This window comes from Companilactobacillus halodurans (assembly GCF_009600985.1).
In the GTDB taxonomy this organism is placed as follows: domain Bacteria; phylum Bacillota; class Bacilli; order Lactobacillales; family Lactobacillaceae; genus Companilactobacillus; species Companilactobacillus halodurans.
In genome coordinates this window covers 1-18,736 of sequence record NZ_VDFP01000013.1, presented here as the reverse complement: position 1 = coordinate 18,736, position 18,736 = coordinate 1, and the positions used below count along the sequence as shown (strand labels likewise).

General features: G+C 35.8%; 18 protein-coding genes and 1 pseudogene. 5 read left to right on the top strand and 14 right to left on the bottom strand.

Annotated features, from left to right (window positions below; genetic code table 11):
* The first annotated feature begins 53 nt into the window (after positions 1-53).
* On the top strand, positions 54-1,388 hold the full coding sequence (locus FHL06_RS07450; protein ID WP_153385603.1) for a dihydrolipoyl dehydrogenase family protein: 1,335 nt from the start codon (positions 54-56) through the stop codon (positions 1,386-1,388).
* Between the two features lie 65 nt (positions 1,389-1,453).
* Here FHL06_RS07450 and FHL06_RS07445 read toward each other — a convergent pair whose 3' ends face one another.
* Positions 1,454-1,969, bottom strand: a complete 516-nt coding sequence (locus FHL06_RS07445) for a DUF2798 domain-containing protein (protein ID WP_153385602.1) — start codon at positions 1,967-1,969, stop codon at positions 1,454-1,456.
* 221 nt (positions 1,970-2,190) lie between these two features.
* Here FHL06_RS07445 and FHL06_RS07440 point away from each other — a divergent pair, with 221 nt between their 5' ends.
* Positions 2,191-2,535 (top strand): hypothetical protein, encoded by a 345-nt coding sequence (locus FHL06_RS07440; protein WP_153385601.1) that lies wholly within the window; start codon positions 2,191-2,193, stop codon positions 2,533-2,535.
* Position 2,536: 1 nt separating this feature from the next.
* Here FHL06_RS07440 and FHL06_RS07435 read toward each other — a convergent pair whose 3' ends face one another.
* The 4 genes from FHL06_RS07435 to FHL06_RS07420 all read right to left on the bottom strand — a co-directional run bounded on the left by FHL06_RS07435 (position 2,537) and on the right by FHL06_RS07420 (position 5,102).
* Positions 2,537-3,061, bottom strand: a complete 525-nt coding sequence (locus tag FHL06_RS07435; RefSeq protein ID WP_153385649.1) for a helix-turn-helix transcriptional regulator — start codon at positions 3,059-3,061, stop codon at positions 2,537-2,539.
* A 19-nt stretch (positions 3,062-3,080) separates the two neighbouring features.
* Positions 3,081-3,377, bottom strand: a complete 297-nt coding sequence (locus FHL06_RS07430; RefSeq protein ID WP_153385600.1) for a type II toxin-antitoxin system RelE/ParE family toxin — start codon at positions 3,375-3,377, stop codon at positions 3,081-3,083.
* 188 nt (positions 3,378-3,565) lie between these two features.
* Positions 3,566-4,072 carry a cyclophilin-like fold protein gene (locus tag FHL06_RS07425; protein ID WP_153385599.1) on the bottom strand — a complete coding sequence of 169 codons (507 nt, stop codon included), beginning with the start codon at positions 4,070-4,072 and terminating at the stop codon, positions 3,566-3,568.
* A 154-nt stretch (positions 4,073-4,226) separates the two neighbouring features.
* Entirely contained in the window at positions 4,227-5,102 is an 876-nt protein-coding gene (locus FHL06_RS07420; protein ID WP_153385598.1) for an aldo/keto reductase, read from the bottom strand.
* Positions 5,103-5,240: 138 nt separating this feature from the next.
* On the opposite strand from FHL06_RS07420, the gene FHL06_RS07415 reads away from it, so the two are divergent.
* Complete coding sequence (locus FHL06_RS07415) at positions 5,241-6,080, top strand: alpha/beta fold hydrolase (RefSeq protein WP_153385597.1); 840 nt, start codon at positions 5,241-5,243, stop codon at positions 6,078-6,080.
* A 15-nt stretch (positions 6,081-6,095) separates the two neighbouring features.
* On the opposite strand, the gene FHL06_RS07410 is transcribed toward FHL06_RS07415, so the two are convergent.
* From FHL06_RS07410 to FHL06_RS07400, 4 genes and pseudogenes are all read right to left on the bottom strand, one after another.
* A complete protein-coding gene (locus tag FHL06_RS07410) occupies positions 6,096-6,977 on the bottom strand; it encodes a hypothetical protein (protein ID WP_153385596.1) in 882 nt (293 codons plus the stop codon).
* 113 nt (positions 6,978-7,090) lie between these two features.
* The gene (locus tag FHL06_RS07405) at positions 7,091-7,960 is read right to left on the bottom strand and encodes an aldo/keto reductase (RefSeq protein ID WP_153385595.1); all 870 of its coding nucleotides are present in this window, start codon (positions 7,958-7,960) and stop codon (positions 7,091-7,093) included.
* Positions 7,961-8,099: 139 nt separating this feature from the next.
* Positions 8,100-8,174 (bottom strand): annotated as a pseudogene (locus tag FHL06_RS15200) (SDR family oxidoreductase); the annotation flags it as partial.
* The gene (locus FHL06_RS07400) at positions 8,175-8,717 is read right to left on the bottom strand and encodes a DapH/DapD/GlmU-related protein (RefSeq protein ID WP_153385594.1); all 543 of its coding nucleotides are present in this window, start codon (positions 8,715-8,717) and stop codon (positions 8,175-8,177) included. It lies immediately after the preceding pseudogene.
* 115 nt (positions 8,718-8,832) lie between these two features.
* Here FHL06_RS07400 and FHL06_RS07395 point away from each other — a divergent pair, with 115 nt between their 5' ends.
* Positions 8,833-9,720 carry a LysR family transcriptional regulator gene (locus FHL06_RS07395; protein WP_153385593.1) on the top strand — a complete coding sequence of 296 codons (888 nt, stop codon included), beginning with the start codon at positions 8,833-8,835 and terminating at the stop codon, positions 9,718-9,720.
* A gap of 50 nt (positions 9,721-9,770) precedes the next feature.
* Here the strand turns inward: FHL06_RS07395 and FHL06_RS07390 are convergent, their stop codons facing one another.
* On the bottom strand, positions 9,771-10,814 hold the full coding sequence (locus FHL06_RS07390; RefSeq protein ID WP_153385592.1) for a zinc-dependent alcohol dehydrogenase family protein: 1,044 nt from the start codon (positions 10,812-10,814) through the stop codon (positions 9,771-9,773).
* 21 nt (positions 10,815-10,835) lie between these two features.
* The gene (locus tag FHL06_RS07385; RefSeq protein ID WP_153385591.1) at positions 10,836-11,693 is read right to left on the bottom strand and encodes an aldo/keto reductase; all 858 of its coding nucleotides are present in this window, start codon (positions 11,691-11,693) and stop codon (positions 10,836-10,838) included.
* 116 nt (positions 11,694-11,809) lie between these two features.
* Between FHL06_RS07385 and FHL06_RS07380 the strand changes: the two genes are divergently transcribed.
* On the top strand, positions 11,810-12,676 hold the full coding sequence (locus FHL06_RS07380) for a LysR family transcriptional regulator (protein WP_153385590.1): 867 nt from the start codon (positions 11,810-11,812) through the stop codon (positions 12,674-12,676).
* A gap of 45 nt (positions 12,677-12,721) precedes the next feature.
* On the opposite strand, the gene FHL06_RS07375 is transcribed toward FHL06_RS07380, so the two are convergent.
* From FHL06_RS07375 to FHL06_RS07365, 3 genes are all read right to left on the bottom strand, one after another.
* Positions 12,722-13,369, bottom strand: coding sequence for an NAD(P)H-binding protein (locus FHL06_RS07375; protein WP_153385589.1), 648 nt, complete (start codon positions 13,367-13,369; stop codon positions 12,722-12,724).
* 164 nt (positions 13,370-13,533) lie between these two features.
* Positions 13,534-17,589 (bottom strand): hypothetical protein, encoded by a 4,056-nt coding sequence (locus tag FHL06_RS07370; protein ID WP_153385588.1) that lies wholly within the window; start codon positions 17,587-17,589, stop codon positions 13,534-13,536.
* 197 nt (positions 17,590-17,786) lie between these two features.
* Entirely contained in the window at positions 17,787-18,326 is a 540-nt protein-coding gene (locus FHL06_RS07365; RefSeq protein ID WP_153385587.1) for a dihydrofolate reductase family protein, read from the bottom strand.
* Between the last annotated feature and the right edge of the window lie 410 nt (positions 18,327-18,736).

Below are 18,736 nucleotides of genomic sequence, written 5' to 3'. Positions count from 1 at the left end.
ATATAAAATGTTTTAAATTTAATATATAAGATAGTAATTGGAGGGATGTTTTGATGTCTGAAAAGTTTGATTTTGATGTCTTATATATTGGAGCTGGTCACGCAACGTTTGACGGTGCTGCGCCTTTAGCTGAAACTGGCGTTTCTGTTGGCGTTATTGAAAGCGGTTTAGTAGGTGGCACCTGCCCTAACCGTGGCTGCAACGCTAAAATTGCCCTAGACGAACCAGTCAAAATGACTCGTGAAGCACAACGGATGCAAGGAATCGTCAAAGGAAATATCTCAATTGACTGGCCTAAAAATATCGACCACAAACAAGAAATCATCGATGTTTTGCCAGATGGCTTAACAGCTCGACTGGAAAATGCTGGTGCCAAAATTATTAAAGGTCACGCTCAATTCAAAGATAATCACACGGTTGTCGTTGACGATAAGAAAGAAGTTACAGCTGAAAAAATCGTTATCGCTACTGGTTTAAGACCTCACCGTTTGGATATCGAGGGCACAGAACTCGGTCATGATAGCGAAGACTTCTTAAATCTCAGAGATTTGCCAGAAAAATTGACGATTATCGGTTCTGGTTATATTGGAATGGAATTTGCCACAATGGCTAACGAGGCCGGTGCTGATGTCACTATCATGTTGCATAGCAACAAAGTGTTAAGAAAATTTTATCAGCCTTACGTTCAAAAAGTCGTTGACGACCTCAAAAGCCGTGGCGTGACATTTATTGAAAATGCTGACGTACAAAAATTTGCCAAGAATGGCGATAATTTCACCATTACTTACCAAGACGGCAAAACTTTGGAAACTGGCTGGATTCTTGATGCAACTGGCCGGATTCCTAACTTAGAAAATCTTGGACTCGAAAATGTTGGCGTTAAATACGACAAGACTGGTGTTTTCGTCAATGATTATTTGCAAACTAATATCGACAATATTTACGCTGCTGGTGATGTTGTTTCAAACGACTTGCCAAAGGTCACTCCAGCTGCCTACTTCGAATCTAAATATTTGATGTCATTATTCTCTGGACAAACTAAAGATCCTATCAAATACCCTGTCATCCCTTCAGTCGTCTTCACATCCCCAAGAATCGCTCAAGCTGGTATGTCAGTTGATGAAGGAAAAGAAAAGAACTACGATATCAGCACTAATGATTTAGCCAACTATTGGTACTACATCGTCGACAAAGAACCTATTGCCGAGAGTAAACAGATTCACGATAAAGATGGCCACTTAGTTGGTGTTACCGAAATCAGCGACCAAGCAGAAGATGCTGTCAATGCTTTGTTGCCTGCTATTGAATTCAAATTCAATCGTGAACAAGTCGGCCGTTTAATTGGAATCTTCCCAACTATCGGTTACGCTGCTTGGCACAGAGCTTAAATTTTAATTAGATACAAAAATAGCGTTGACCTCATTTGAGATCAGCGCTTTTTTATTCCATTAAATTAAACTTCTTCTTCAACAGCTTCTGATTCTTCATTCTTAGCAGAAACACGTTGCATCTTTCCCAATACTCCACGAGCGATTGGTCCAACAATCAATAGTTGCAAAGGTAATGCAACAATCAAATTAAAGATCCAAGTGTGACCGTAAGTAGCCAGAATGTGACCGTTCGATAATTCGCCTTCAACAGCGATTCCGAAAAATGACATCAAAGTAACCATACCAAGAACCATCAAAACTGAAATAGTGATACCGATTAAAACGGTCTTTTTCTTCATATATTCATTGATAATGTATTTGAAAGCTAATCCCTTAGCAATTGGTCCAACGATCAATAGATCTAAGATAATAGCAACTATAAGGCCTAATGGATAACCCTTTAAAATTGCTACAACTAATGCACCAAAGCCCCCAGCGAGTCCTTGTGACATGGCAACATTATATCCGGTCATTACAAGCACCATCAATCCGGCCATAATGGCAGTGAATACAACTTCTTCTTTTAAATTACGTGGCATATTTATCCTCCTATGTTTAGTGACAGAGTTTAAATATATCACGTTAAAATTATTTTCATAAGTTACAGTTTGATTACATTTTTAAAAAAGTGCTTGCATTTTAAATAATCTAGTGACAATTCGTTTCTATAAAAAATATTTATTGAATTATCTTTGACAAACAACTGTCACGCACCCAAAATAATAGAGACATCAAAATAATAGAAAACGTAGGTAAATTTATGGATAAGCAAACAAAGTTTGTTAAATTATCAAATATTGGTTTGGACGGTTTAGAACTATACAAAAAAGCAGAAACAGGATATTTGGATAATATTTGTTATTTATATACTAGTAAAAATAGCAGCAGTACATTTGTAGCCATGAACTCCACTCAAAAAGTTTTAGACTTTTACAAATTCCACACTTCAATGGACAAAGACGACATCATGAAGAAAATCATCGAACTCTTTAAAGACGACGAAGCCACTGACTTCAAGAAAGTCTTCGAAAGCGTCAAAGAATTCACGTTAACTGACAATGTCGTTGTTGAATTGCCTTTTGACAATGGTATTTTCAAAATCTAAATTAATCCGAATTGGTGATAGCATTCTTTCGTTGTTCAATCTTTAAGAATTGTTTTTGAGCAACATCAAATAAAGTTTGTTCATCATCAGTAGCTTTTAAAGTACCTAACGTGTAAAGTGCGTCTAAATTAGCAACTTCAAAAAAGCTACGTAGATTTTTCAATCTTCTGGCTTGATCGTCGGTGTTTTCAACCCATCCCCGTTCAGCCATCTCTTTATATGGAAACTTTTGTGCTAGTTTAGCTTCACTTTCATCACTTAATTCACGTCGCACTTGGGCTAAACGTTCTTGATAACGTAACTCAAGTTCACTCCAAATCCTAGCAGGTACACCCAAAACACTCTCAAGTCTTTGGGCAACATCAAAAGTTAGTTCCACTTTGCCTGTAATTAAGTGACTGATATGTTTTTCACTCATGTCCATTCTAACGGCAAATTCTTTTTGAGACATCTGACGATTATTCAATTGTTCTTTGATTGTGAACCCTGGTGGGACCGCGATTGTTTGATTGCTATGTGGAATCATCAATTTTACCTCCAACTTGCTAATGATAATCAGTTATTTCAATAATTTGAACTACTTGTAATCCCAGTTTTGATTTAACAAAAATAAGGCGATATGGCTGAATTAAATCCATTGCATACTGACCCTTTCTACTTCCATGCAGTGGATGGCATCTGCCAATAGATAATTGAACTAATTGTTCTACCGTTTCAAAGGACCAAATCTCAGATATTCTTTGTTCAATTTTTATTGCCATGTCTAATCCAAATTTCCGGATTGCAATATCATTATGTAAACATTCACGTTCAATTTTATTATTTTTAAATGTAATTCTCATATCGTCCTCTGGAAATTTACCTTTGAGGTAAATTTATTTTATCATTTTTAACAAACTTAGACTATATTTTTGATCTTCGCTATAAAAAAATACGCAAAAAAGCTGGTGATAATTTAATTTTATTATCACCAGCTTTTTCAATCATTAAAAAATAAAAAGTCTAATATTATTATGGAAACTAAAATTTTCTAATTCTTATTAATCCTAACATTAACGTTATTTCCCATATTCTTAATCACATTTCGATAATTGCTGGAATCAAATTTTCCAATAATATGAATTCCTTCATAGTAATCTTCTGTGCCCCAGTAAAAGACGATTCTTTGTTGTGGCGACCAATAACCAATTGTACCCTTGGTTCCTTCATGTCCACTTGGCATTCCTTTAGTAGGCAAAGAATGATTCAAGTCAGCAACTTTTTCAGGCATATCGGCGTAATCTCTAAAGCTCAAAGTTTTGGGCAACTCTTTGGCAAAGGCTTTTGCAGCACTAGAATTATTCAAATGTGCCTTTAATCTAGTTCCATTAATAGATATTGTTATTTTAGTCTGATTGTCTTTTTGAGCTGTTGTAACTTTACTCGTCCGTTTATTAGTGCTTTGAACCGTATTATAATTATCCGTTTCATTTTGCGAACAGCCAGCTAATAACGTAATAGCCATGATAGTTAATAATAATCTTTGGAATACTTTCATATTTCACCCTCTAGTTTTGTTTGGTTACATACTAGTGACAAAATCAATCCATGTCTAATACTTATATACTATCGAAAAGTATAATCATAAATTATACAAAAATACTGATGATAATCAAAAATAGATTACCATCAGTATTTTAAAAACTTATTTATTAATCATTAGCGTGAACGTCAAAAGCACCTAATAATTGATCTTTAACACCAGGAGCATCAGGATCGTGCATTCCCTTACCATTACGGTCAAGAGCACGAATAGCGTCCATTTCGTCAGATGTTAACTCGAAGTCAAAGATTTCCTTATTTGACTTGATACGAGCTTCATGAACTGACTTAGGGAAGACGATTACACCTTCTTGATGTTCGAAGCGCAAGATGATTTGGCCGACATCCTTGCCGTATTTCTTAGCCATATCATTAAGGATTGGTTCATTAAACAATTCCTTATCGCCTTGGCCAAGTGGACCCCAAGCTTCAAGTGTTACATGAGCTTTAGCCATAGTCTTACGCAAATCTTTTTGTTGGAAATATGGATTGAATTGAACTTGGTTGACACTAGGCATTGTCGCAAACTTTGGAACAAATTCATTCCAGATTTTAACTGTCATATTGGAAACACCGATTGAGCGAATCTTGCCGGCCTTTTTAGCTTCTTCCATAGCTTTCCATGCTTCATCAACTTTGCCATATGGTTGGTGAATCAAGTAAAGGTCAATATAATCTAAACCTAGTTTATTAAGTGAAGTATCGATGGCCTTCTTAGCATCTTCATAGGCGAAGTCCTGTAACCACATCTTAGAAGTTACCCAAATTTGGTCACGAGGAATACCGCTATCTTTGATAGCCTTACCAACTTCTTGCTCGTTGAAGTAAGCAACTGCTGTATCAATGTGACGGTAGCCTAACTTCAAAGCATCAGCAACTGCTTTATAAGTTGAACCGTCGGCTGGAATCTTGAAAACTCCAAAACCGAATGATGGAATTTCAGTACCATCGTTTAATTTAAATGTTGGAATATTTGTCTCTGCCATATTTCTCTCCTTTTCACTTTTTGTACATCTTAATAATATAACTAAATTAGATATATAAAAATTACTAAATGAGTATGGTAGTATTCGTCATTCGTATACTACAATGAAGCTAAAAGATTTCGTCAAGTGGAGGTTAAAATGTCACAAGATTATTTAACAGCTCCAAACAAAACAATTACCAGCACATCTGGAATCACCTTTACCTATCGAGAATTGGGAAATGATAAAGATATTCCATTAGTTTTTTTCAACTTCATGGCTGGAACTTTGGACACTTGGGATTCCCGTTTGATCAACCGTCTTGCTACAAAAAGACACCTGATAATTTTTGACAACACTGGCGTTGGTAATTCCAGTGGCAAAGTTCCGACTTCAATCAGACAAATGGCACTCGATGCTTTAACGTTTATTCGAGCTTTGAATTTAAAACAAATCGACGTCCTCGGCTTTTCCATGGGCGGTATGGTAGTTCAAGAATTATTGGAACTCGACTCGACTATCGTCAGAAAAATCATTTTAGCTGGCACTGGTCCTCGTGGCGGAGTTGGTGTTTCCATTGCTGAAAAAATTAATAACCCTAAATTTTTAAAATCGTTATCACACATAAACAATATCAGGTCATATTTATTTTTCACTAAGATACCTAATGAAAAAATGATGACCAAAACTTACTTGAAACAAATTAAAACTAGAAAATTCAATCGTGATAAAAATGCCACCCCAGCGGTTTATTTGAGACAGTTAAAAGCTATCAATGCTTGGGCTAAAGCCAAACCCAATGATTTATCAATAATTACAAAACCAACGTTAATTGTCGACGGCGCCAATGACATTATGGTTCCGACCATAAATTCATATGAATTAAATCGAAGAATTCCTAATAGTACTCTAATAATCTATTCCGATGCTGGACATGGCAGTCTTTTCCAACATTTCAAACGATTCTCCACTTCAGTAATCCAATTTCTCGAGGAATAAAAGAAGCACCCATTATTATGAGTGCTTCTTTTTTCTAGCTTCGTCTAATGAAATAACATTATTATCTTTTTTTCTTAATTCAAATTCTTTTTCAGCTTCTGCTAGCATCTTAGGTTCACCGGCAATCAAAAATCGTTTATAACTTTCGGCCTTCTTTTCTTTGAGCCAACCTTTTTGAGCAACGAAATCGAATAATCCTGAAAGTGCCGGAACTATTTTTTTATAATCATCTTCCGCTAAATCTAAATTCTCAACAAATTCCATCTGCATAATTTCAGTCACGGCTTTTCTAGTCCAAGACTTAGGAGTTTTGCGATAAATATTGTAGCCAAATTCTGTTAAAGCTGACATAATCAAATCCAAAAAATCGGCTGTCACACCTTCTGGACGTTTTTTCCACTCTGGACTTTGAACATAAGTTTCGACCCATTTATCAGCGTAACTAGCAATGTTATCAGCAATATGTTGACTCCATCTAGGAAGATTCGGATTATTATGATCTGGTTTAGCCATTTGTGCTTCTGGGAATTTGCCGTTAAGACCAATTTTTACTTCCAAGACATTTAAAAGTTGTTTTAATTTTTTAGATGAGACAGAAATTTTTTTATTCGCTGCTAAATAATTCAAAACAGCTTTAATAATATCGTAAATCGTTGTGACCATTCTAAAAGACTTAACATCGCCTTCATCCAATTCATCGACCATCGACATAATCAAACTGACGATAAACTCTTCATCCCATTTAGTGTAATCGCCAAAATCAGAATTATCTGTCACTGCACTGATCATCTTGATGCCTCTAACAATCATTTCTCGAGAATAGTCATGAAGTTGTTTACACTCAGAACTTTCCAGAAATTCTGGAATTATATCTTCTAATTTTCTAGTATCAGCCATTTTTCTCCTAAAAACTTTTCTTTCCCAAATTATACAATAATGATTTTAAACGACAAAAAAACAGCAATGATAATGTTACTTTCATTGCTGTGATTTCTATTCTCTTACTAAAACTATTTAATTTTTCCACCAAAGACAGGATAAGCACTGGCATCGCCATAGTCCATCTTATCTTGTTTAGCCAAAGTTGCCATATCTTCATCAGAAATTTCAAAGTCGATATCGGCATTTGACTTCATGTGGTCGGGGGTAGCTGTCTTAGGCAAGACAACGACATTCAATTGCCAATCGAAGCGAATGCACAATTGAGGAACGCTGACATTATACTTAGCAGCCATCTTCTTGATAACATCATTGTTCATAGCAGCACCGTGAGCAATTGGTGAGAAGGCTTCGACCACGATATCGTTATCTTGTGAATACTTGATAAGATCTAGTGGCGTATCGCCAATGTGGATTTGGATTTGGTTAACAGCAGGCTTAGTATCGCTGTTCTTAATCAAATTGTCCAAGTCTTCTTTTTGGAAACTTGAAACTCCGATAGTCTTTAATTTACCAGCTTTAACAGCATCTTCCATGGCACGCCAAGCTTCCAAATTACCTTCAAAGTGACGGTCGTTACCTTGGTTAACTTCGTTCCATGGTTGGGGATTGTGAATAATCATCATATCCAAGTAATCTAAGTCCATCTTTTTCAAAGTTTCATCGATGGATTTCTTAGCGTCATCGTAATTTTTGAGTTCAGCGGCAACTTTTGAATTAACAAAAATCTCATCACGTGAAACATTGGTATTTTTAATACCTTCACCAACACCACGTTCATTACCATATGCTTGGGCTGTATCAATGTGACGATAGCCAATGGCCACAGCATTTTCAACTGCATCTGCGACCTTGTCATCAGGTATTTCCCAAACTCCTAAAGCTAATCTAGGAATCTTGATTCCATTGTTCATTGTGTAAGTTTCATCAAATACTGACATAAATTGCCCTCCATTATTTGTAATCATATTCATTATAAATTTTATTAAACTTCTTGTCCCGTAGGACGAATTACCATTTCATTAACAGCCATATTCTTGGGCGTATCGATAACATTCTACACTTCATCAGCTTTTGTCACATCAGCTGCACTGTTGCGGCTCCGATACCACTGGAAGCTCCCATAATTACCACTACTTTGTCGTTTACACTCATTTAGTTTTTCTCCTTGATCGTTTTGATAACACTAGCTGGAACTCCACCGACAATGGTGTTAGCAGGGACATTGCGTGTTACCACAGCACCGGCTGCGACAACAGCATTTTCACCAATGACCGTCCCCGGTGTAATCGTAACGTTAGCGCCTAGCCAAGCATTGTCGTGAATATAAACTGGTTTCAGTTCCAAATGCCGACGTTTGCTAGGTTGAACTTGGTGATTGACGGAAGCAATCGTGGCATTAGGTCCAATCAAAACTTTATCGCCAATGTAAATTCCACCTAGATCAACGAACATTGAACAACTGCTGATATAAACTTTTTTACCAATATGTAAATTTCGACCAAAATCGGTCCGAAATGGCAAACGAATTTCCGTTGTTGAATCAATTTTTTCATTCGTTATCTTTTCAACGGCCTGACGAATCTCGTTTGGTTCGTGAGCACCGGTATTTAATTCTTGAACTAGCTTTTGATTGATCTGGTTGATTTTTTCAACTTGATCATAAGCTTCTGTTCCTAAATTCATTTTTTTAGTCATCAGTTCACCTCGTTTCCTAACTGATTGACTCAAGTATACAAACTGACTAATATAATGTTAAATACTTATTAATAATCAATTACTATAACTTTTAATTATCAATCGAGGCAAACCTATGGATATCAGAGTTCTTCGTTATTTCGTTACTATCGCACGTGAACAAAACATGTCAAAAGCTGCACGGATGTTGCACGTTTCACAACCGGCACTTTCCAAACAAATCTCAGAACTCGAGGCCGAATTAGGAATCAAGCTGTTTGAACGTAAGCATCGCCACATTCAACTGACTCAAGAGGGATATTATTTGTTAGAACGAGCTGAAGAAATCATTGGTTTAGTCAACAAAACGACCTACAACTTGCAAAAACAAGACGTAGTTAGTGGAACCTTAGATATTGGTGCGGGCGAAAGTATCGCCATCAAGTATGTTATGGAAGCTGTTAAAAATATTTTACACAAGTATCCCGAGGTTCATATCAATCTCCACAGTGGTGACGGCGAGGAAATCCTCTCTGAACTAGACAGTGGCGTCTTGGAATTTGGCGTTATCATGGGACATCGCGATTTAAGCAATTACAATACTTTAGTCTTACCTGCTAAAAACCGTTGGGGTGTAATCATGCGTGAAGATGAACAGCTGGCTCATCAAAAAAGCATTCAACCTAGCGACTTATTGGGGAGAACTTTGATAACGTCACGCCAAGCTAAAGAACACCAATTGCTCAATCAATGGAGCAATGGATTGTATGAACAATTCAATTTTGTCGGCAGTTATAATCTGATATTTAACGCTGCCCTCTTGGTCAAAACTGGCGCTTGCATGGCTTTGACTTATGATGATTTGATTGATTCGCCTTCCAATACGGGCTTAGTTTTTCGACCCTTGGAACCAGAATTGACTGACCCTAACACGCTTATTTGGAGTAAAGACCGTCATTTGCCTAATGTTGGAAAATTATTTTTAGATGATTTACAGACTACTATTAAAAAGAACACTCCATAAATTTCGCGTGAATTCATAAAGTGTTCTTTTTCTATCTTATTTTCTAAAATTTACTTATCACTGACAATAATCAATGATTTGATAGCTGTCCGCTTATCCATAGCTTCATAAGCATCTTGAATTTGATCAAGCGTAAATCTCTTAGTGAAGACTTTTCCAGGGTTAATTTTGCCACTCAAAACAACATCTAACAAAATATTCTTATCATCGGTTGTAACTGAAGCAATTCCACCACGAAGTCCAATATTCTTCCAGAACAAATTATTAGTATTCATTTCTGGTTTTTGAGGAACGCCGACACGACCAACGATGGCACCAGGACGGCCGACTTTAACAGACGTATCGACTGATTGTTCAGTCCAGACACATTCAAGAACCGCATCAGCACCATTGCCATCTGTTAACTTCATAACTTTTTCAACTGCCTCATCGCCACGTTCAGGGATAATGTCAGTTGCTCCAAATTCTTTAGCCAATTTTTGTCTATCTTCATGACGACTCATCGCAATGATACGTTTTGCACCACGTAATTTAGCAGAAATAACGCCAGATAGTCCAACAGCACCATCACCCATGACAACAACTGTATCGCCATCTTTAACTTCAGCACTAGCTGCAGCATGGTAACCAGTAGCCATAACATCAGCCAAAGCTAAGAAATTGTTGAGCATCTCATCTGAATAATCTTCTGGTTGACCAGGAATCTTAACTAGAGCCCAGTTGGCATTGATGAATCTCAAGTATTCACCTTGATAACCACCGTTGCCACCAGCTTCTTTATTCATACAATCTCCGTCAAAACCAGCTAGACAAGCAGCACAGTGACCGCAACCATGAGTAAATGGAGCAATTACAAAGTCGCCAACTTTAACGTCTTTAACATCTGTTCCAACTTCTTGAACGATTCCGATAGCTTCGTGACCAACAGTTGAGCCTTTTTCACGTTTAGAAATTCCACGGTACCACCACAAGTCTGATCCACAGACACAGGCACGAACAATCTTAATGATTGCATCAGTTGGTTGTTGAATCTTAGGCATATCATAATCTCTGACTTCTACTTTTCCTGGTTCTACAAATGTTGCTGCTTTCAAAGTCTGAACTCTCCTAATTGATTATTTTAAATTTGCTAAGCTTGAACCAAAGATTTGTTCGATTGTTGTTGGATCACGGTGATCAAAAAATTGACTTTCGTGTTTATCTAATGAGGACATAACTTTCATGTCGTCATCTGACAATTCAAAATCAAAAACATTGATGTTTTCTTCCATACGGTTCTTGTGAACTGACTTAGGAATAACTACGATGCCGCGTTGTAACAACCATCTTAAGATAACTTGACCATTTGACTTATCATATTTTTTGGCAATTTTAGCAATCGTTTCATTAGTAAAGATGTCATGTTTACCTTCAGCGAATGGTGCCCATGCTTCAACTTGAATATCTTCGCCTTGATTGAACTTAACTTCATTATTTTGTTGATACCAAGGACTGACCTCAATTTGATTGAGAACTGGTTTAACTTCATTTGATAATTCAAGGTTCTTAACTTGGTCAGCGTAAAAGTTAGAAACTCCAATAGCGCGAATTTTACCAGCTTTATAAGCTTCACTCATTGCACGCCAAGCTCCAGCAACATCCCCATAAGGTTGGTGCATCAAGTACAAATCAAGATAATCGGTATCTAATTTTTCAAGAGAAGTATCAATGGCTTTTTTAGCACGTTCATAATTAGCATCTGAGACCCAAAGTTTTGATGTTAAAAAAATATCTTTTCTATCAATGCCGCTTTTTTTGATAGCACGACCAACAGCCTCTTCATTTTGATAGGCTGCCGCAGTATCGATCAATCTGTAGCCTGAATCGATAGCATCAACTACTGCTTGTTCACATTGTTTCAAATCGGTAACTTGGAAAACACCAAATCCTAATTGTGGCATTTCGATGCCATTATTTAATTTAACTGTTTGCATATTTTTGCCTCCGTTTTTCTCTTTAACAATGTTTATACTATCCTGATTGTCTTTGCTTGAAAATTACTAAATAGGAATGGTAGTATGCGTTTATCGAATACTAAGAGGTGATTTCTTTGATCGATAACTATTTGCTTGAAGAACTAGTCGCATTTAAAAAGTATGGCACACTGGCGGCGACTGCTGAACACCTGATGGTAACTCAACCGACTGTTACACGTGGAATGCAAAAGCTGGAGGATGAATTAGGCGTACAAATATTCAATCGTCAGCCCAATCGAATATCCTTAACTAAAACAGGTGAACTAGCTGCCACTGAAGCTCAAGGGGTATTAAAAGCCAACCAACAATTCTACGACAATATAAGGAATTTTGATTTGGGACATCGAGTTATTAAAGTTGCCTCTGCCGTCCCTGGACCTTTAATTTTATTCGATACGATGAAAGATTTAGCCAAAAATGTTAAAGTCGACAAAACCCTTTTTTCAACTGACAATGTGACACAAAGCTTGATTGAAAATAACTATTCCATAATTATCACCAACCAAGAGTTCCAAACACCCGCTGTAGAATCACTTTATATTGGAACTGAAAAATTATCAGTTAATTTGGATAAATTCATGGCGTTAGCTAGTTTGAATTCAGTTACCTTCAAACAATTAAAAGGACTTAGCTTTATCGTTTTAACTGACATCGGAGTTTGGAAAGATATTATCCAACAAGAGATTCCTGATGCTAAATTTCTTTATCAAGCTCAAAGGGCTGCCTTTTCAGAAATCACCCAATATTCAAATTTCCCTTATTTCACTACCAATATATCTAAAGTCGACCGTTCGTTAATTGAAAATGACGATCGGATCAAAGTTCCTATCAGTGATAAGGATGCTTCAATGGATTTATATGTCACCTACCTTAAAGAAAAGAAATCACAACTGAATCCCTTGATCAAAGAAATTCATAACACTTGGAATAAATTACAATAAAAAAGGAAATCATGACGATTTAAAACGTCTGATTTCCTTTTTGAATTAATATACCGGTCTATCTTTACCTTGCGTATTGGGATCAGCGATTCCGACTGAATCGTTCGCCAAATATTTTGAATCGGAGATAATTTTAACGATAACATCAGCCATACTTTGACGTGAACCAGATACTCCAACATATTCTTCATCTTTATGAGTAATCGAATACTTAACCTCATCACGATCATTTAGCCAGGGGAAGCGAAGTGTCGTATAAGTTAAACCTGATTCTGACAGAATCTTATCCGCATTAATGGCCGCTGGCAAGCCACTTTTGACCATACTATAATTCCAACGACCGAATTCACCAGGTACTTCATTGTAGATACCAAGTAAATTGGTTGCTACAATCCGTGAAACCTTATTTGCCCGTATCGCCTTAACGACATTATTAGTAATAATATTGTCAGAAGTGTGATCGACCATTGAAATATAAACTAAATCTTGGCCTTTCATAGCGGAATTGACGTCATTAAAATTAGTGACATCCCCATCGACAATCGTGACGTTCTCATTATTTTTCAGTGAATCCAAACGACTGCTGTTGCGCAAAAACAAGGTTAATTTCACATCTGCCTGCTCTTGCAAAATCCTGCTCTCCACGATTCTGGCGACTTGACCATTAGCGCCTAAAACTAAAACTCTCTTCATATTATTTCCTTCTAACTGACTTGATGAATCCAGTATAATCTCACCTCTCAGTTTAAAAAATTACTTGTTAGTTATGCTAGCATACGTGTCACACATACTTATTCCAAAAAAATCCACCGATTCAATTACTTGAACCAGTGGATTTTCTTATTTAAATTTTAGTCTTATTCAAAGCTAACTCCCTGAACAACTTTGATCCACTCATTATTGCCAACGTGATAATAAATATTACCAGCGTCGTCTTGAGCACGATAATCTGCCTTCCATGAAGTATTCTTGGCTAATGAATAATCTGAAATTAATTGACCATTTTGATTGTAGAGACTGTAATACGAACTGCTTGCATCCAAGTTAACGATTCCGTCAACCTTTGTCAGATTCGATAAAGCATCGATTGAACCAGTCTGCTTGAAGTAAACATCGTTAACGTTGACCCATTCTCCGGTGGCAACACGATATTGTTCAACGCCTTCGTGATTTGTCCGGTACCAATCGGTTATCCAAGCCGTGTTCTTAGCTAGACCGCGATTAGTGATTTGGTCATTTTCGTGATTGTTTAATGCATAATTGTCTTGAGTTGTCTTGGTTGTAACAACTCCGTTGATTCTTGTGTACGTCCAATCACCTGAAGAAGCATCTTTAAAGATAACATCGTTGGCATTGACCCATTCACCGGTGGCAACACGATATTGTTCGACGCCTTCGTGATTTGTCCGATACCAATCGGTTACCCAGGCGGTGTCTTCAGCTAAACCACGATTACCAATTTGGTCGTTTTCATGATTGTCCAATGCATAATTATCTTGGGTTGTCTTGGTTGTAACAACACCAGCTACTGGAGTATAAGTCCAATCATCGTCACCAGTGTTTGGTTCACCAAGGATAACATCTTCAGCGTCAATCCATTCTCCTGTTGCGACACGATATTGTGTGACACCTTCTTTGTTAGTCCGATACATATCAACTTTCCAAGAAGTGTTCTCAGCCAATTTCCGATTTGAAATTGAATCATTATCATCATTATTTAAAGTGTAATATGGTTGATTGCTCTTAGTTGTAATTACTCCAGACATATCTAAATAAGTCCAATCATCATTAACATTAGAACCAGATCCGCCAGTAGACTCTGATTCTACAACAATAGGTTGTGCAAGGGTGACCATCACACCATAGTTAATCAAATAGTCAGTACCTTCGTCACCATCAAATTCGTAATAACTTGATGGATCATTCTTGAGTACTGGATTAATCTTTAGAAAAAAAGTAATACTTCTATAATAGGTGCCCGGCGTACCTTTAATAGTTGAACCTAATGATTTTTCACTATTATTATTGATAGCATCTGAAGCATTAGCAAAATACTCGTCACCAACTGTGGTCTGTTCACCATAAATAATTGAATTGTTGCCGTCAGTAATACTACTATCAATCGTTAAATCATTGTCACCCATATCAATTGAGCTAACAGAATCGCCCTTCTTGCCATAAACAGTGGTAATTTGTTCATTTACTGGTGCTACGACACTAATTTTTTGGAGATACATTGGAGTATTATCATTAAGGAGTTTAACAAATTTATCATCATTATCAAAATTATAATCTGGTTGATTATGTGCTAATTCAAATCCAATTATACGATAATATATCTCACCAAATTTTGTATTATTATAGCCTACCGGTAAACTTATATCAGGATTACCTTCTGCATCTGCTGGAAAATACAATATATCACTACCGCTTGAACCCAAATCACTCGAATTAATAAGTCGTGCTGAACCATCTAAAGGTTCTTGGTTCGATTGTGAAATTAATTTAAAGCCACTGATATCTTTACTTATATCTGAAAACTTTGTTCCAGGATAAACTTTCAAATCAGGCACTGTTGCTTTAACACTATCTTCAACTGTAATCTCTTGAACAAAAGTAATCGTATTATTTTCTTCATCTTTAATATAATTGGATATAGTACTTACACTTGGTTCAAACACATAATTATTAACATCATCATTTTTATCCACTTTAAAAGTTATAGTTCGATAATAAAGAACACCGGATTTAAAAGTATCACTTGATAAATGTGGATTTTCACCCGTTAAGGCATCTTGTAGATTATTATAAATATTTACTCCAATAGTACTGCTGATTGTATAATATGGCTTATTATTCTCGTCAGTTAATTGAGCTACTCCATTTAAAAGGATCCAATCAGTACTATCAGCAACCATGGTGTATCCCTTCTGAGCTACTACTGGAGCAATATTAACTCTAATCTTAATGGGAGAGATATTAACTTTTTGAATATAAGTTACAGTATTATTTTTTCTATCCAATTTATAAGATGAACTATCGTTCCCAAATGTATGAGTATCAATTGCACCATCCGTTAAATAAAATTCAATTGTCCGTAAGTAATTACCTGCTTTTATAAAGTTACCGTTTTCATCTAGTACATTCTGTGTAGCTTGTTCAGAATCATTATCCCAAACTTTAGAATTCAAATCAGAAACATATTCTGAATCATTATTATACTTTTCAGAATCATATTCATAATAATTCGTGCCAAAACTTATGCCAAAATAATCACCCTTGCTATTATCTACCAAGGAAGACCCATTAGCGTCTTTCAAAGTATTATCATTTTCTGTTCCATTATCACCAGTAGCTTCATTTGAATTTGATGAAGAATTAAGAGACAGCGTAGGGGTTTCGATATTCTTGTCAACTGAACCCTTTACATCAACTTCTTGCATAAAGGTGACGGTATTTTCAGTTTCATCGATTGGTTCTTGTGAAAAATCTAAGTCAGATACATTAGGCAAGGTAAAAGTTACTTTTCGATAATAAATACCAGACTTATTAAATTTCGAATCATTTTCAACATCTGTATCTTCTATTTTTCCAGATGAATCAGTGTAATATTTATGACCATAGGTAGTTTGAATTATACCTAAATCATTACCAGAACTTTCAATTAAAGAAGCTCCATTACTTGCACCATCAGAAGAATCGCCAACATTTACAGATTGCTTTTCCATTTCAGGACTAACATAATATGGAACGCTTACTTGACGAACTACTGTCAGCCAACCATTATTGACTACGAAATCAGTTCCTTCAACAGCTTTCTTACTATTTACACCATCTGTTATTTTTGTATCGTATGTGGGAACACTTCTCTTAGTATTAGTATCTTCTCCTCCAGAAATCATAGCTGAGAGAGCTGTATCACTGCCCTCAGCAATTTTTTTTAAATTATATGACACTGTTTGATAATAGGTTCCTGATTTAGCAATCTTGCCGTCTGAATCAATCGCTTTAGTATCACCTTGATTTGAAGCAGTGGGACTAATTCCCTCCTGTTTTACATAATTAATTGCATCATCCTTACTATCAAACAAGCTCTTACCATAAGCTGGCAATACGCCTTTATTACCATCCTTATTAGCGTCATCGGTAATTGAAAGAGAGTCAACATTGCGAGAACTACTATCAACTGGATTTCCAACATGGTTTGAACTATTTTTTTGCGTAATATCAAATTTATTTTGGCTAATAGTAAAAGTAATATCGGTCAAGTCTGAATCTAATCGTGTTAGCGTTGATGGATTATAGCGTGACTCTTTAGGGTCGGTAGATAACTGGACAGTAAGATGTAGAGGAAACGGTATCGTACCATTAGTAAAGCTAGTAATTGCATTATCATAATCAGTTACATCTCTTAATTGAACTTGATCTCCATTAGCATCCGTAATTTTAATATCAGCAAGGACATCATGGAAATAATAATTCGTATCATTATATTCAGTAACAAATTCCTTTTCAAAAGGATTTATACTTTGCTCACTTTTTAAAAGTTTAACAAAACTATCGTCTTGAAAATCTTTAAATTCTGCAGGATTTTGAGGGTCAAAATAAGAATAGTGATTATATTTCTCGTATTCGTCTTTATTTCCTCCTAAAATATCCAACATGGTTTGGCTAGAAATATACTGATTAACAAATTGGTTTTTAAAAGCAGTAAAATACGCTTGCGTAAAATTATCATCAGAGTTAATAACGACACCGTCATTAATTTCACCATAAAGCTTATTAGGATCATAGGTCGTTGCTGTGGCCTGTATTTGTGTAGGATTATTTATCATAGGGACAATTACAGGCGCACCAGCGACCAAAAGAGCCACTGCAACTGCACTCCCTATATATTTTGTTTTCTTATTCATAAATTGTCCCCTCCCCCATTATTAATCATTTTAAGTTTAACACCTTTATAAATATATTTTTATTCAATTTATCAATAATACTAATAAAATGTTGAAGTATTTTTTACAAAAAAAGATAGTTTAATATCCATTTTCAGGAAATTAAACTATCTTAATTTTTTAATTCAATTTATCTTTAAAATCTCTCACAAGATAACTTATTTTACATATTCCAAATAAACAATTTCATTAACTTTCTTGACTGAATTTAAACTCAATTCTTTAAACTTTACTGCATCAGAAAATAGTGGAATACCTTTACCCAAAACAACGGGTACCACTCCAATATGATAAATATCAATTAAATCAGCGTTGACTAATGGAGCAATGACATTACTGCCACCAATTATCCAGATATCACGCTTTGAGGATTCTTCTTTGAGGTTTTGAATAACTTCAGCCACTTTCCCATTAATAAAATGGATATTATCGGCATCGTCTAAGGGATGAGTTGTCATGACATAGTTTTCATAATCGGCATAGGGATAATTATTTGGGGACATATCATTAACGATTTGATTATAGGTGTGACGTCCCATCACAACTGTATCAACGCGTTTGGCAAATTTTTCATATTCTTTGTCAGCAGAATCGCCATTGGTGAAATCTGAATTCCACAAGAAGTCGATATTACCGCCGGCGTCTGCAATATAACCGTCTAATGTTTGAGTAACGAATAAGATAACTTTACGTGTCATTTGTCTATCCCCCATTTCGTTTCGCCTAATTATATAACCATTAATATTGAAACAGCTACTATAAATCTTCCAACATCCCTATTAATGTACAGAAAGTATTTTATTAATAGTTATTAATTATTAGTGAAGTGAATCGTTGGTGAAATACCCAGATCATCTGCTTGGTATTGAATGTACTTCTTAACCTTTGCTTGATTATCCTGATTATCTTCTTTGAGTCTGATTAAGACAATTGTTTTATCGCTGCCATTTTTTTCAACTAATTGTCCAATATAAATTTTATGGCGAATTTTATAATCAAGTTAGCCACTTTCAATAAAATTCCAAAATAAAAACACCAAGACGAAAAAATCAGGTATCATTGGAGTTCTCCACAAACAATGAAAGAGGTTTTTCGTCTTGATGCAAGA

Bases quoted from the DNA above. Each gene is read 5' to 3' on its own strand.
- FHL06_RS07450 (WP_153385603.1), top strand. From the start codon at position 54: ATGTCTGAAAAGTTTGATTTTGATGTCTTATATATTGGAGCTGGTCAC.
- FHL06_RS07445 (WP_153385602.1), bottom strand. From the start codon at position 1,969: ATGCCACGTAATTTAAAAGAAGAAGTTGTATTCACTGCCATTATGGCC.
- FHL06_RS07440 (WP_153385601.1), top strand. From the start codon at position 2,191: ATGGATAAGCAAACAAAGTTTGTTAAATTATCAAATATTGGTTTGGAC.
- FHL06_RS07435 (WP_153385649.1), bottom strand. From the start codon at position 3,061: ATGATTCCACATAGCAATCAAACAATCGCGGTCCCACCAGGGTTCACA.
- FHL06_RS07430 (WP_153385600.1), bottom strand. From the start codon at position 3,377: ATGAGAATTACATTTAAAAATAATAAAATTGAACGTGAATGTTTACAT.
- FHL06_RS07425 (WP_153385599.1), bottom strand. From the start codon at position 4,072: ATGAAAGTATTCCAAAGATTATTATTAACTATCATGGCTATTACGTTA.
- FHL06_RS07420 (WP_153385598.1), bottom strand. From the start codon at position 5,102: ATGGCAGAGACAAATATTCCAACATTTAAATTAAACGATGGTACTGAA.
- FHL06_RS07415 (WP_153385597.1), top strand. From the start codon at position 5,241: ATGTCACAAGATTATTTAACAGCTCCAAACAAAACAATTACCAGCACA.
- FHL06_RS07410 (WP_153385596.1), bottom strand. From the start codon at position 6,977: ATGGCTGATACTAGAAAATTAGAAGATATAATTCCAGAATTTCTGGAA.
- FHL06_RS07405 (WP_153385595.1), bottom strand. From the start codon at position 7,960: ATGTCAGTATTTGATGAAACTTACACAATGAACAATGGAATCAAGATT.
- FHL06_RS07400 (WP_153385594.1), bottom strand. From the start codon at position 8,717: ATGACTAAAAAAATGAATTTAGGAACAGAAGCTTATGATCAAGTTGAA.
- FHL06_RS07395 (WP_153385593.1), top strand. From the start codon at position 8,833: ATGGATATCAGAGTTCTTCGTTATTTCGTTACTATCGCACGTGAACAA.
- FHL06_RS07385 (WP_153385591.1), bottom strand. From the start codon at position 11,693: ATGCAAACAGTTAAATTAAATAATGGCATCGAAATGCCACAATTAGGA.
- FHL06_RS07375 (WP_153385589.1), bottom strand. From the start codon at position 13,369: ATGAAGAGAGTTTTAGTTTTAGGCGCTAATGGTCAAGTCGCCAGAATC.
- FHL06_RS07370 (WP_153385588.1), bottom strand. From the start codon at position 17,589: ATGAATAAGAAAACAAAATATATAGGGAGTGCAGTTGCAGTGGCTCTT.
- FHL06_RS07365 (WP_153385587.1), bottom strand. From the start codon at position 18,326: ATGACACGTAAAGTTATCTTATTCGTTACTCAAACATTAGACGGTTAT.